Annotated in this window: 11 protein-coding genes and 1 pseudogene; 9 read left to right on the top strand and 3 right to left on the bottom strand. The window is 61.7% G+C overall.

The window, feature by feature from the left end; translation table 11 throughout:
- The first annotated feature begins 11 nt into the window (after positions 1 to 11).
- Entirely contained in the window at positions 12 to 854 is an 843-nt protein-coding gene (locus GA566_RS19345) for a lysophospholipid acyltransferase family protein (protein ID WP_137925254.1), read from the top strand.
- A gap of 200 nt (positions 855 to 1054) precedes the next feature.
- Positions 1055 to 1855 carry a YecA family protein gene (locus GA566_RS19340; protein WP_137925211.1) on the top strand — a complete coding sequence of 267 codons (801 nt, stop codon included), beginning with the start codon at positions 1055 to 1057 and terminating at the stop codon, positions 1853 to 1855.
- 96 nt (positions 1856 to 1951) lie between these two features.
- Here GA566_RS19340 and GA566_RS19335 read toward each other — a convergent pair whose 3' ends face one another.
- Positions 1952 to 2233, bottom strand: a complete 282-nt coding sequence (locus GA566_RS19335; protein ID WP_137925210.1) for a DUF2502 domain-containing protein — start codon at positions 2231 to 2233, stop codon at positions 1952 to 1954.
- Positions 2234 to 2596: 363 nt separating this feature from the next.
- Between GA566_RS19335 and GA566_RS19330 the strand changes: the two genes are divergently transcribed.
- Entirely contained in the window at positions 2597 to 3790 is a 1194-nt protein-coding gene (locus GA566_RS19330; RefSeq protein WP_160473722.1) for a DUF4382 domain-containing protein, read from the top strand.
- A gap of 372 nt (positions 3791 to 4162) precedes the next feature.
- Here GA566_RS19330 and GA566_RS19325 read toward each other — a convergent pair whose 3' ends face one another.
- Positions 4163 to 4756, bottom strand: coding sequence for a hypothetical protein (locus GA566_RS19325; RefSeq protein ID WP_160473721.1), 594 nt, complete (start codon positions 4754 to 4756; stop codon positions 4163 to 4165).
- A gap of 181 nt (positions 4757 to 4937) precedes the next feature.
- Between GA566_RS19325 and GA566_RS19320 the strand changes: the two genes are divergently transcribed.
- The gene (locus tag GA566_RS19320; RefSeq protein WP_237380495.1) at positions 4938 to 6113 is read left to right on the top strand and encodes a hypothetical protein; all 1176 of its coding nucleotides are present in this window, start codon (positions 4938 to 4940) and stop codon (positions 6111 to 6113) included.
- A 70-nt stretch (positions 6114 to 6183) separates the two neighbouring features.
- Here GA566_RS19320 and GA566_RS19315 read toward each other — a convergent pair.
- Positions 6184 to 7394, bottom strand: a pseudogene (locus GA566_RS19315) (nitrate/nitrite transporter).
- Positions 7395 to 7529: 135 nt separating this feature from the next.
- Here GA566_RS19315 and GA566_RS33690 point away from each other — a divergent pair.
- From GA566_RS33690 to GA566_RS19290, 5 genes are all read left to right on the top strand, one after another.
- Entirely contained in the window at positions 7530 to 7718 is a 189-nt protein-coding gene (locus GA566_RS33690) for a hypothetical protein (protein ID WP_160473720.1), read from the top strand.
- Positions 7719 to 7820: 102 nt separating this feature from the next.
- A complete protein-coding gene (locus GA566_RS19305) occupies positions 7821 to 8357 on the top strand; it encodes a sigma-70 family RNA polymerase sigma factor (RefSeq protein WP_160473719.1) in 537 nt (178 codons plus the stop codon).
- A 2-nt stretch (positions 8358 to 8359) separates the two neighbouring features.
- Positions 8360 to 9412 (top strand): FecR domain-containing protein, encoded by a 1053-nt coding sequence (locus GA566_RS19300; protein WP_160473718.1) that lies wholly within the window; start codon positions 8360 to 8362, stop codon positions 9410 to 9412.
- Positions 9413 to 9492: 80 nt separating this feature from the next.
- Complete coding sequence (locus GA566_RS19295) at positions 9493 to 12033, top strand: TonB-dependent siderophore receptor (RefSeq protein WP_160473717.1); 2541 nt, start codon at positions 9493 to 9495, stop codon at positions 12031 to 12033.
- Positions 12033 to 13238: a PepSY domain-containing protein gene (locus GA566_RS19290; protein ID WP_237380493.1), complete on the top strand. Its 1206-nt coding sequence runs from the start codon at positions 12033 to 12035 to the stop codon at positions 13236 to 13238. Before GA566_RS19295 ends, GA566_RS19290 begins: the two co-directional genes overlap by 1 nt.
- Positions 13239 to 13321: the final 83 nt, after the last annotated feature.

Here is a 13321-nt window from a genome sequence, read left to right as displayed (position 1 = left end):
GCTCTCATTGGCTGCCAACACTTTGCCGCGGGCTGGCAGTGCTGCCCCTGCCCGTGTTGCACGCCATCGGTCGTGCGCTAGGCCGTCTTGTCTACATGTTGCCCGGGCGATATCGGCAACGCCTCCAGGAGAATGCCGCGCAAGCTGGCTATCCGGATGCGAGTTTTGCGCGCCACTCGGCCGGAGAGGCCGGCGCCATGATCCTCGAAACCTGTCGCATCTGGTTTCGTAGTGACGACAGCATCACGCGCGTCATCTGCGACGACTGGGACGTCATTGATACCGCCCGCGCCGAGGGCAAGGGCATCTTGTTCCTCACACCACACCTGGGCAGCTTCGAGATTACGGCGCGATACGTTGCCAAGCGGATGCCGCTCACCGTGATGTTCCGCACGCCCAGCAAAGAATATCTGCGAACGCTGATGGACAGCGCTCGCTCCACCTCCGAGTTGACCGCTGTGGCAGCCTCGTCGCAAGGCGTGCGCGCCTTTCTACGGACGCTGCGTGAAGGCGGTGCCGTGGGCTTGCTACCCGATCAGGCACCGAGCCTTGGCGAGGGCGTGTGGGTTCCTTTCTTTGGCCGACAGGCGTTCACCATGACGCTGCCGGGAAAGCTGGCGGCACAGACTAAAGCAGCCGTGATCCTCGCGTCGGGCGAGCGCCTGCCAAGCGGGCGCGGATGGCGCCTGCACCTGACGCGGTTGCCCGGCGAGATGCCGGAAAAACCAACCGCCCAAGCTGCTGTCCTCAATGACGCGATGGAAACGTTGATTCGCCGTTTTCCCGAACAGTACCTCTGGAGCTACAACCGCTACAAGGCGCCGCCAGGCGCGCCGCCTCGGCCAGCCGAATAAGCGCGCCGCGCTACCGACCGGATCGGTTCGCGCACCATCATTGCAGGAAGCATCGGCATCGGCATCGGCATCGGCATCGGCATCGTTGCCTGTTTTCGGCCGCTTGCGGAAGTGCGGCGCACGACCGGCGCACGACCGGAGCTATACTTCGCGGCGATGCGTCCAGCGCATCTCCACCCAGCACCGCGAGAACCCACCCCATGACCGAAGCCACCGCTCTTACGCCCGACGAATTCCAGGAACTCGACGATCTGCTGGACGACCTGCGCCAGCGCGCTGAGGAAATCCCACAATGGGAATTCTGCGACGGCTTTCTTACGGCCCTGGTCTGCACGCGCCGCCGCATCCCCGCTTCCGACTACCTGCCCATGCTGCTGGGAGACGGTGCTGTGCTCGACGTGCCCGAGGGCAGCCCGCTGCCGTTGCTGCCCGCGTTCCACGACGCGGCCCAGCAGACCCGTTTCATGGCGCTGTGGCAGCGCCGATGGAATGAGGTGGAGCACCAGCTCGACCAGCCCGTGGAGACACTGGAGGATGACCAAACCTTCTATCCCGAGGCAATGGACATCCGCGGCGCCGTCTTGAGCCTGCCCCAGGAAGAGCGCCCTGAGATGGATGGGCGGGAAATTCCGTCGTTTGGCCAAGTGTGGGCGCTGGGCTTCATGTTCGTGGTGGAGAACTGGCCCGAGGAATGGGCCGCCCCGCGCGACAAGGAGGTCGCCCAGTGGCTGGACGACGCGCTCGAAAGCATCGTCGCCCTGACCGAGGACGACACCGGCGAGCCCGAAGTCCGCATGTACAGCGAAGATGGCCCGCCCAGCACGAGCCGGGCGCGCCTGGAAACCTTTGGCGAGGCGATCTGGGCGGTCTACGACTTGCGCCAGATCTGGAAGAGCCTGGGCCCGCGCGTGGAGGCCGTGGTGACAGGCGACCAGCCCGGCCGCAACGACCCGTGCCCTTGCGGCAGCGGCAAGAAGTTCAAGAAGTGCCACGGAGGATAAGGGCAAGCCGCTGTCTTGCAGTGGTCAGTTGCACGTGGCAGGTCGGCGCGACGTCTGCCTGATTACCCGGGGCCCCTCCGGCCCTTCAGAAGGCAACTAGCATTTCGCCTTCTTGGCCTGCCCCGGTGGGCAACCGCCATTTCCCTTGCCGCGGCCGGTGTAGTACTTCTCGCCTTTGGGGCCGTTGTGCTTGCGCCAGTAATCCGGATCGCGATACTCCCCGCCATCCCAGTAGTAGCCCCTGCTATCTCGGCTGCCAAAGGTGATGCTGACACCGGGCGCGTGGATGCTCGTATTTCCAACGAAGACATTGACATCAGCCGCGCTCGCGGCCCAACCGCTGCATGCGAGCATAATCGCAACGACAGATTTCTTCACGGAAGCTCCTTGTTGTGGGGAGAAAGAAGGAAACCATCGATACTACCTTGGGTTGCATATCGGGCGTCAATGGCAATGCCCAAACCGGAGCTCGCCATTGTGGGCGGGGGGCAACTCCATGCGACGTTACAACTGGCACGTTCGCGTTCTCTTCGGGTTTCGCGCGTATCGCGCTTTGATATTCGGGACAATTTTTCTCGAGATATCCCGCGTCCAAACTCAGGCGCTCGAACTCCGGAGCCAGCTTAACGGCGAATACGGCTGTTTCATTCCTGTTACAGATCGTTGCAATGCCGCCCCGTTGCCGCGAACGCGCTTCCCCTATGCTGCAGGCTCCATCGAGCCCTGAGGAGGATCAAAAAAATGATAACGAGAAGCCAGCTTAATCTAAAGAAAATATTCGCCGTTTTGCCGGTGCCCTTTATCGTGGTTGCGTGCGGTGGCGGTGACGGAAGCAGCAGCGACAACGCACCGACTAATGGCACCCTGCATGTGGCAATGACCGATGCCCCGTCCTGCGGTTTTGATCACGTCTATGTCACGGTCAACAAGGTGCGGGTGAACAGCAGCAGCAATGCCGGGGACAACGACAGTGGCTGGACGGACATCACGCTGCCCGCGCCGCAAAAGGTGGACCTGCTCTCTCTTACCAACGGCGTGTTGTTCGACATTGGCCGCGCACCCTTACCCGCTGGCCAGTACCAACAGGTGCGCCTGGTGCTGAACGCGAACCAAGGCAATTCCCTGGCCAACTCCCTGGTCGTCTCGGGCACGACGAACGAGGTGCCTCTGGCCACGCCGAGCGCCACCCAGAGCGGGTACAAGATCATTCAGCCGTTTACGGTGCCTGCGAACACGCTGGTCGACCTGATTCTTGACTTCAATGCTTGCAAGTCGATTGTCCAGCAGGGCAATGGCTCATACAGCCTGAAGCCGGTAGTCACCGCCACGCCGTTGACCGTGAGCGGCACGATCTCCGGATTCGTGCCTGCCGCACAGGCTGGCGCCACGGTCTACGCAGAGCAGAATGGCCAGGTCATTCGCGGCACTGTAGCCGATGGCAATGGGCAGTTCGTCCTGACGCCGCTTATCCAAAGCAGCACCAACGGCACCTATGACATAGTGGTTGTCGACAATAAGCTGCCGTCCGGCCATGCAACCGGCATTATCCGGAATGTGCCAGTTACGGCGAGCGCGACGACCACGGTATCGACCTCGGGCGCCCCCATCACACTGCCAACGTCCGTCACCAACACTGTGTCCGGCACGGCCACGGCATCGGCACAGGCGTCGGTACGCGCGCTGCAGAGTATTAACTCGGTGTCGTACGAAATTGCCTCGACGAACGCCAACCTTGATACTGGCGCGTATTCGCTGACGTTACCGGCCGCGGCGCCAATGATCGGCACATACAGCCCGACACTGCCAATCGCCCTGACGGCCGCATCGGTTGCCGGACAGTATTCGGTGCAGGCGACGAGCGCGTCCGGTGCGACGCAGACCAGTGCAGCGAACGTTTCCGGCGGCGGCCAGAGCGGCGTGAACTTTAATTTCTAACCCAGTGTGAAGAGGGGCGTCAGCCTTCCTAACTCCGGTCCTGCGGCCCGTCCCCAGGGCGGGCCGGGCAACAACTTCTGTCCGCCGGGCCAAGCGAAGAAAGCCAACTGCTGATCCGGCCCGCTTCAACGTACTAAGGCCGGCGATACAGGCCGGCCTTTCCTCTACCCAATTGCGAGTGCAAACGAGAAGCGACTGCCTCAGTGCAACCATTCGTAACACGAGCAGCCATAACTGGCCGTCATCGTCTTCAACGCTTTGAGTGACCGTACCTGCTCGGCCAACGCTTCGCGCAATCGAATGACTTCCTCGGCCGATGGGTCCAAGGCGGGCGAAACACCGCTGCAACGCCCGCAAGCCTTGGCGAGCCGTCTAATTTTCTGAGGCGGGCGCGACCGAGACCGCCACCGCTTCGGTGTAGACCGCCTGGACCCGATCGCCCTTCTTTACGGTTGTCATATGATCCGGATCGTTCACCTTCAAATCGACAAGATTGCCCCGTGGGCCTTTGACCGTTATGGTCTGCGCCTCACGATTTACGGCGACGACCTGCGATACAACGGTAACCTCGCGCCCCACCGTTCCGCCCGGGCGCTCGCCGGGCTGTGAGCGTTCGGAAATCTCCTTTTCCTTCATGGAAGCCGCGCCGCTCCCCTTCTTCAGGCTGACTGTCAGCGCCTCCCGATAAGACACCGTCACTTTGTCTCCCAACTTCAATTGTTCGAAGTTGCGGGCCTCGGGGCCGACGGTCATCTCGACGGTCTTTCCCTGTGGTGTCTTGAGGGACAGTTTGCGATTCGCTGCATCGATGGCGGTGATAACGGCTGTCGCGGTTACCATCCCCGTCGCCGTCGCCTGACCCGGCGATCGAGTCACATCCGTTTTTATGTCAGGCTGTGCCTGTGCCAGCACGGCGGTCGACAGCCCAAGAGCACTGAAAATGGAAAGTAGAAACATCTTCTTCATCACGGTACTCCTTTGGACATCGGTGAAGGTCAGACCGATCCGATCTGGATTCTAGGCTTTCATATCTGCTTCACTAATGGCCTTTAGACCTACCAGATCGCCCTCGCACGATCTTGCATCACTTTCTTGCCCGACTATGCTGTAACAGGGGAAATCACATTTTCATCCCAGGACTTTGTTTATGCATCAATCATTTGCACATTTGAGAAAGTGGGTAGCCGAGTTATCGCTCCTGGTGCTCGCTCTCGTTGTCGAAAGCAGCCTGGCGGCCGAGTTCGGAACCACGGAAGGCCCTGAGCCGGACAACATTCTGGAACTGGCCGAATTTTTGCGTCGAGATCCTTACGACCTCGAACTTCTGATTAGCTTCGGGACATCCAAGGGCGGCTCGGCCGGGCATATTGCACTGGCGGTACGCAGCGATGGAGCAGCCGACGAAACGGTGTATTCCGCAAATTTCTACGCCGACCGTGCACCTGAACATGAAGGTCGCTTCTACACTAAGGAATTGGTGGTCGGTGTTCCCAAGATGGAGTATTTGTTCAAGACGACTTCATCGCTGGATGCTCTTGCGGTCTTTGGCCTCGACTACGGCGAAGTTTATAAGCGCTCGGTCATCGGTATACGGGTCTTCGGCATGCCATCCTCCGAGAAACAAGCGTTGGTTTCATACTTCTCGCGTATCAACGGCGACTATCACCGGCACGCGAATAACGCGGAGTATCACCACGGCGAGGTCAAGTACGACTATCTGAGACTGAACTGTGCAAAGGTTATTGGCGCAGCGTTCAAGTTCGGCGCAGGCTATGAACGTCTCGAGGTCAACGATCCTCAGCTACTCCGTGGTCGGCGCGTCGTTGCGGCGGCGACAGCAAATGTCCCTACCGAAATGGCCCTGAAATTGATGGAGCAGTGGAATCTGCGTCAATACAAGATGGATGTGGTTCTATACAAGAAATTCGAAGCATCGGAATATATTGAACCGCGTGAAGATCCAAAAGTTGCCTTCAAAAATCTGCCCGACCGCTTTCCGTCGGTGTTATCACTCGATTTCCGAAGAGAGCAAGGTGAGTATCGCGATTTTGACAACCTCTTTGCCATGTACTTGCTCTACAACCTCGGCCGTTTTAGCGTGCGCATTGACGAAGCGACTAAGCGACTTCGAATCGAAAAAGAGAAAGAACCCATGACGTATGCCGACGCAGTCTCTCTTGCAAAGACAGCGGCAAAGTCCGATAGCGAAAATTACCGCCGTCGCGCCCTGTTCCAACCCGCGGGAATCCGGATCGGCGAACCGGCAAGTAACAGGCATCTATATCACTTTCCGGATATCGACTCGGGTCCGGCGCTCCGCTAACACCGGGGGGACGGCGGGGAGCGCAATGGCGGCATGTTGCAGTTGGTGGGGATCGCTCGGTCAAAGTCTTTCAGCGAGCGCTACGACGAAGCCAGAGAAAGCCCAACACACCGACGATCGGCCCCGGCAGGAGAAGCCAGGAGATCTTCATACCGAGATCGCCCAGCAGTGTGGAGACCAGCGCGATAGACCCCACAGTCAGCGCAAATCCGATCGAGTTCTGGATCGCCAGCGCGCCACCGATCAATGCCGGCGGGCATGCCTTGGCCGCGAGCGCCGAAAACTGTGGAGAGTCGGCCACGACTGCGGCGCCCCACACCAGGAAGAACAGCAGCAGCCAACCAGGCGACAGCGTATCGGCGGCCACTGGCAGTAGCAGGCAACACACACCGGAAATGACCAGCGCGGTCAGCGCGACGTTGGCACTTCCCACCCAACGCGTCAGCCATCCACCGAAGACGCACCCGAAGGCGCCGATACCGATCACGGCAAACGCAAGTGCGGAAACGCCCTGCCCCCCAAACTGGGCAGGAAGCGACGTGCGCGCGATGAGCATGGGTACCATCGTCCAGAACGCGTAGAGCTCCCACATATGCCCGAAGTAGCCCACGGCAACAGCGCGAAACTGGCGGGCTCGAAAGGCTTGCAACGGATTTCCTGGATTCGGTCCGTCAGCACGGCGCGCCGGCAAGTGCGGGCCATTGCCCAGGTAGATGACCATACCGGCTGCAATGCACGCCAGCACAGACGATCCCGCCATCACGAGTTGCCACGGCCATTGCGCCGCGACAGTGCGCAACCCGTGCGGCAAGGCAGTTCCCAGGGTCAGCATGCCTACCAGCAACGCGAGCGCGGCGCCTGCTCTCTCGGGGGCCCACCCAATCATCAGTTTCATCCCGATCGGGTAAATGCCGGCAAGACAAATACCCACGGCGAACCGAAGTCCGATTGCCGCCGTGAAGTCCCCGGACAAGCAGGCAAACCAGCATTGAAGGCGGCGCCCAGCAACGCCGAAATACAAAAAATACGACTCGCGGAGAACCTGTCAGCCAGACCGAACAGTGCAAACACAAGCGTGCCAAGGATGAAACCACCCTGGACGGCTGCCGTGAGCATGCCAATATTCGCGGCGGTCAGCCCCCATGCCCTGGCGAGGTCATCGGCAGCGCTATTGGCGCTGAACCACAAGGATGTGCCAAACAATTGGGCCGTGGCTATCGCCAGTACGGGATTGAGACGCGACGTCCGCGATCTCGAGGCGGTATTCGATGGGGGAATCATGTTCTGAAAATGCATGCGGCGCTGGCTCCCGACGCGAATGGCATCGCCAGCCAGCGCAGACACGGATAATTCTAGGGGAAGGAAATGTGTAGCGATGGGGAATTACTGCTTGCTCACTCCATCCGAATCACGGCAATGATCGACCTTGAACTGCATGAAAACCAGGGCCAGCCACTTGCCAAACTTCGTACCCACTACCGCATCAAGCCAACATGCGCGAATCCCAGCTTTTCGTGCGGACGAATGAAGCTGGCATTTCCAGCCTCAATGGCGCCAACCATGATGTGCTCGCCTGACGAAGCCGCCGGCATCTGCTTCCAATAGTTCCGGCGCTGGGCCGCGCGCCCAAGTTGCATTACAATGCGAACCATTCTCATTTACTGAACGCGCCCCGTACTCGACTTATCCGGGCGTAGCAGGCCAAACGTGTCTTCGTCCGATCTCGCGCAGCGTCAAGAACTCGAGGCTCTCTACAGCGGCCACCATGGATGGCTCCACCGCTGGCTGCAGGGCAAGCTGGGGTGCGCGCACCATGCCGCGGACGTGGCGCAAGACACATTCGTGCGGATTATCAGCTCGCGTGATGCATTGCTTGGCATTGACCAGCCGCGCGCTTACCTGACCACCATTGCCAAGCGTCTCCTGATCGATCGGTCACGCCGGCAACTGGTGGAGCAGGCTTATCTGGCTGAGATCGCGCTCATTGCCGATACGCTGCCCGGCTACCCCTCCCCGGAAGAGATTGCCATGGCCGTCGAGGCCCTGGCCCAGATTGCCGATGCGCTCGAAGGCGCGCCGGCGCGCGTGCGGGAAGCGTTCCTGCGCCACTATCTCGATGATCAGACACAGGCAGCCATCGCCGTAGACATGGGCGTTTCCGAACGCATGGTGCGGAAGTATCTCGTGCAGGCGCTGCTGCATTGCCGGGCCCGATGCGCTGCCCTGGCGGATCACCCACTGTGAACATGCCGCATCGCTCGACTGCCGAACGCACCCCCGCATCATCCGAAGACCTGCTGCTGGAGCAAGCTGCGGAATGGATCGTCGCGCTTTCATCCGACGACCCCAACGAACGTGAACAGGCGCGTGCGGATTTCGAGAGATGGAAGCGCGCCGATCCTCGTCACGCGGCGGCCGCAGCAAGTTTCGAGCACCTGCTCGGGAAAGTTCGTGGCGTGCGCAACAGCACAGCGGGCTCTGGACGGCCAGCGCGCTCGGCGCTTGACGCCGCGGGTGCCGGCGTGCGCCGTCAGCAGCGGCTCAAGCGCGCCGGCATGGCACTGGCCTTTGCCTGTCTCGTCGTCATGCCCGCGTGGCTGGCCTTTCATGCCTGGCCGCCCGCCTACCTGCTTGCCGATATCCGCACCGCTTCTGGCGAATGGAAGACGCACACGCTGATCGACGGCAGCCGCATCACGCTGCGCAGCGGAAGCGCCGTCAACCTGCGCTACGACGCGGCGCGCCGGGTCGTGGAACTCGTGCAAGGCGAAATACTGGTGGACGTGGCCAAGGATGCCGCCCGTCCGTTCGTGGTGGAGACCGCCGACGGCAGCATGCGGGCGCTAGGCACCCGGTTCGTCGTGGATCGCGAGGCTGACGCCACGGTACTCGACGTCATCGAATCCAGAGTCCTGGCCCAAACGCCACGCCAGCGTCAGACCGGGGAGCGCGAAGGGACCGCCGTACAGGCGGGCGAGCGCGTGCGGATCACGCCGGATGGCATCGGTCCGGTGGAGTCCATTGATGCGCGCAGTCTTGACGATGCCTGGCGGCATCATCAGCTTGTGGTCAATGACCGCCCGCTGGCCGATGTGCTCGACGAACTGGCGCGTAGCCGACGGGGCGGGCTGTACTTCGACCGCGGCGCAGTAACCGGTATCCGCGTCAATGCCGTCCTGCCGCTGGACGATACGGACCGCGCGCTGCAGCTACTGGCAATCAACTACCCCGCCCTGCGCATCCGGACACTGACGCCCTACCTCGTGTACATCGACATGCCCGCCGCATCGGTCCGATAAACTTTTTCTTCGAACCGGTTCCGCATTCCGATCTTCATGCGTCAAGGCCATGAGAGATCACGAATCGAGGAACCGCAAGCATGTCCGCAACACCGCACCGCAACGCCCGCTTCCGGCGCCCAGCCCTGACCGTTGCACGCCGCCATATGCGGCTGACCCCGCTAGCCGTGGCGGCCCACCTGAGCTTTGCCGCCGCGCTCTGGCTTGCCACGCCGGCACCCGCGAGCGCACAGACCGCAGCGCAGGCCACGCGGTATGACATTCCCGCCGGGCCGCTGGCAACATCGCTGAACCGCTTCGCGCAGCAATCGGGCGTATCGATCGTGATGGACGCCGGACAGTTGCACGGCATGCAGGCGCCGGCGCTGCACGGCAGCTATGGTCGCGAAGAGGGATTCGAGCACCTGTTGCGCGGCAGCGGCTACACCGCCGTACCGACATCGGCGGGCTACGTACTGCGCAAGGTAGCAATCACCGGCGATGCCGGACACGGCGCAACGCTGCCCGAAGTCGTCGTGCAGGCTGGAGGCATGAGCGGTACTACCGAGGGCACCGGCTCCTACACCGACTCCGGGCCGGTCAGCACGGCCACCAAGCTTGAGCTGGCGCTGCGCGAGACGCCGCAGGCGGTCACCGTCATCACGAATCAACGCATACAGGATCAGGGCCTGGCAACGGTCAACGACGTGGTGCAGACCGCTCCGGGTCTCACGTTCCGGCGTTTCGGGCCCGAGCGCGCCTCTTTCTATTCACGCGGCCTGTATGTGGACAACATCATGTACGACGGCCTGCCCGTGGGCCTGGACAGCTCCAACCTGTCGCAAGACCTGCTGGCCACCGACATGGCGATCTACGACCGTGTGGAGATCGTACGTGGCGCCACCGGCCTCGTGCAGGGCGCGGGCAACCCATCGGCGGCCATCAATCTTGTGCGCAAGCGGCCGACCAAGGTGCCGCAGGTGTCCGTCGGTGTGAAAGCTGGAAGCTGGGACCGCTATCGCGCGGAGGTGGATGCCTCGGGCCCGCTGTCGGAGGACGGCACGCTGCGCGGTCGCGCGGTGATCGCGGCACAGGACTACGGTAGCTACAAGCGCGGCGAAAACAGCAACGGCCAGACGTTCTACGGCATCCTGGAGAAAGATCTCGGGCCCGCCACCACGCTCACGTTGAGCGGACTGCATCAGGAAAGCCGACTGCACGGCAACGGCTTCACCGGTCTGCCCGTGGCGCGGGACGGCAGCGATCTCGGACTTCCGCGATCCACCTCCTACGCCAATGACTGGGAGTACTGGAACAAGACCACGAACTCTGGTTTCATCGGACTCGACCACCGATTCGACAACGGCTGGCGCATGCACCTCTCGGCCTACTATGCGCAGGCCGATGTCGACATGGAGGGCCATTACCTCAGCTACAGCTATGCCACTGGAAATTACAGCCAGCTGGGTGCGCGCAATGCACACCGGGAGAAGCAAAGCAGTGCGGATGTGTATGCCAATGGCCCCTTCGAACTGCTGGGCCGCAAACACGAGCTGGTACTGGGCGCCAGCTACCGCAACGTCGATTTCAACGGCAATAGCCGCCAGGGCCTGGTGCTCAACAGCAACCTCAACCTCTACAACTTCAATCCGGGTGCCGTCGCAGATCCGAACATTCCGTTACGGGACTGGATGGACGCAAGGATCAGCCAGCAAAGCCTTTATGCCACCACGCGCCTGAATCTGGCCGATCGCCTGAAACTGATTCTGGGCGGACGGCTGGACTGGTTCGACTACAACGACACCGTCAACACTTATCCGAACTTCAACGCCAACACGCCATCCGTCAGTGCGCACAACCGATACAGCGTCAACAACCAACTGACGAAATATGCAGGACTGGTCTTCGACCTTGACGCCCACCACTCGCTTTACGCCAGCTACACCGATATCTTCAAGCCCCAGAATTATCTGGATGCCAGCAACAAGCTGCTGGACCCGGTGGTGGGCAAGAACTACGAAATCGGTATCAAGGGCGAGTATTTCGAAGGTGCGCTGAATGCCTCGGCGGCAGTCTTCCGCATCGACCAGAACAACCGTGCCTTCCGCAGCGCCGATCAGACCCAGTGCGCCAGCTACCCGACCGTAGTGTGCTACTCGGCCGCCGGCGAGGTGCGCAGCCAGGGCGTGGAGTTCGAAGTGCAAGGCGCCATCACGCCCAACTGGCAGGTGGGGGCTGGCTACACCGTGGCGATTGCGCGCTATCGCAAGGACGCCACAGCCAGCAACGTGGGCGCGATCTTCGACACCGACACGCCACGGCACCTGTTCAAGCTGTCCACCATGTACCGGCTGCGCGGCCCATTGCAGGGCTGGCGCATTGGTGGTTCGATCTACGGGCAGGACTCCATTTACAACCAGGGCACCACGAGCGGTGTGCCATTCCGCATCGCCCAGGGTGCCTACACCCTGGTCGATCTGGTAGTGGGATGGCAGCCGATACCGAAGCTGGACTTGCAACTCAACATCAATAACCTCTTTAACAGGCGGTACTACAACGCGCTGTCCGGCAGCGTCAGTTTCCCGAGCAACGTCTATGGCGAGCCGCGCAATGCAATGCTGTCCGCGCGCTACCAGTTCTGATGCGGGGCCGCATGCGTGGCGCGCTGGTGGTGCTGCACCGCTGGTGTGGCCTCTTCATCGCCGGTTTCCTGTTTATCGCCGGCCTGACCGGCGCGGTGATCGCCTGGGATCATGAACTCGACGAGTGGGTGAATCCCCGGCTGTTCCAGGCCACCTCCGGTGCGACGGAGAGCCCGCTTCCGCCTCTTGAGTTGGCGCGCCGCATCGAGGCGGAGGAGCCGCGACTGCGGGTCAGCTTCCTGCCGCTGACGCTGGAGCCCGGTCATACGGCCATGCTGGGTGTTGCCGCGCGCATTGACCCCGCCACCGGCGCGCCATACGCCCTTGGCTTCAACCAGGTGGCGGTGGACCCGGCCAGCGGCCACGTGCAGGGGCGGCGTCAATGGGGCCAGATATCGCTATCGCGCGAGAACCTGCTGCCCTTCCTCTACAAGCTGCACTACACCATGCACATTCCCAAGGGCTGGGGTATCGATATTGGCGTGTGGCTGATGGGCGTGGTGTCCGCTGTCTGGATTGTGGACTGCTTCCTGGCGCTATATGTCTCGTTTCCCAGCGCGCGCGCCTGGCGTAAATCGCTGACCTTCCGATTGCGCCAGGGCGGATTCAAACTCAATTTCGATATCCACCGCTCCGGCGGCGTCTGGGTGTGGGGTCTGCTGCTGATGCTGGCGGTGACCTCGGTCTCGCTGAATCTGGGAACGCAAGTCATGCGACCGCTCGTGTCGGTTTTCTCTCCGTTGACGCCCTCGCCATTCCAGGTGCGCCAAGGCAGTCGCGAGCGGGAAATTGCCGAGCCGATACTGAGCCGCGAGCAGGCCATCGCGGCAGCAGAGGCCGAAGGTCGCCGCCGCGGCTGGACCCGTCCTGCGGGGTCCATCTTCTATGCTCAACGCTTCAGCATCTACGGCGTGGCGTTCTTCACACCGGAAGACGACCGGGATGACGACGGCATGGGGAACGAGGTCCTCTATCTGGACGGGAATACCGGTGCGATCCTCGGCGAGAAGGTGCCGGGGCAAGGCACTGCGGGCGACATTTTCATGCAGGCGCAGTTGCCACTTCACTCCGGCCGTCTGCTGGGCATGCCGGGACGCGTGCTGATGTCGTTCATGGGAATCTTCGTTGCGGCACTGAGCATGACCGGCCTCGTGATCTGGATGCGCAAGCGTAGAGCGCGCAGGACGAATCGCCTTCGGTCGTAGGTGGCCACGGGCCATCGGCATGTAGCCGCAACACAACCCGCTTCAAGTTCGCCTCCGGGGGTGGCCTTCCGCTTTGGGTCGAG

The sequence above is a fragment of the Cupriavidus sp. SW-Y-13 genome (assembly GCF_009793345.1).
GTDB lineage: Bacteria > Pseudomonadota > Gammaproteobacteria > Burkholderiales > Burkholderiaceae > Cupriavidus.
The sequence above is the reverse complement of the archived record's forward strand: the minus strand, read 5'-3'. Positions and strand labels throughout refer to the sequence as shown.

Coding starts and splice junctions, on each gene's coding strand:
- GA566_RS19340 (WP_137925211.1), top strand. CDS start 1,055: ATGACCGAAGCCACCGCTCTTACGCCCGACGAATTCCAGGAACTCGAC.
- GA566_RS19330 (WP_160473722.1), top strand. CDS start 2,597: ATGATAACGAGAAGCCAGCTTAATCTAAAGAAAATATTCGCCGTTTTG.
- GA566_RS19325 (WP_160473721.1), bottom strand. CDS start 4,756: ATGAAGAAGATGTTTCTACTTTCCATTTTCAGTGCTCTTGGGCTGTCG.
- GA566_RS19320 (WP_237380495.1), top strand. CDS start 4,938: ATGCATCAATCATTTGCACATTTGAGAAAGTGGGTAGCCGAGTTATCG.
- GA566_RS33690 (WP_160473720.1), top strand. CDS start 7,530: ATGATCGACCTTGAACTGCATGAAAACCAGGGCCAGCCACTTGCCAAA.
- GA566_RS19300 (WP_160473718.1), top strand. CDS start 8,360: ATGCCGCATCGCTCGACTGCCGAACGCACCCCCGCATCATCCGAAGAC.
- GA566_RS19295 (WP_160473717.1), top strand. CDS start 9,493: ATGTCCGCAACACCGCACCGCAACGCCCGCTTCCGGCGCCCAGCCCTG.
- GA566_RS19290 (WP_237380493.1), top strand. CDS start 12,033: ATGCGGGGCCGCATGCGTGGCGCGCTGGTGGTGCTGCACCGCTGGTGT.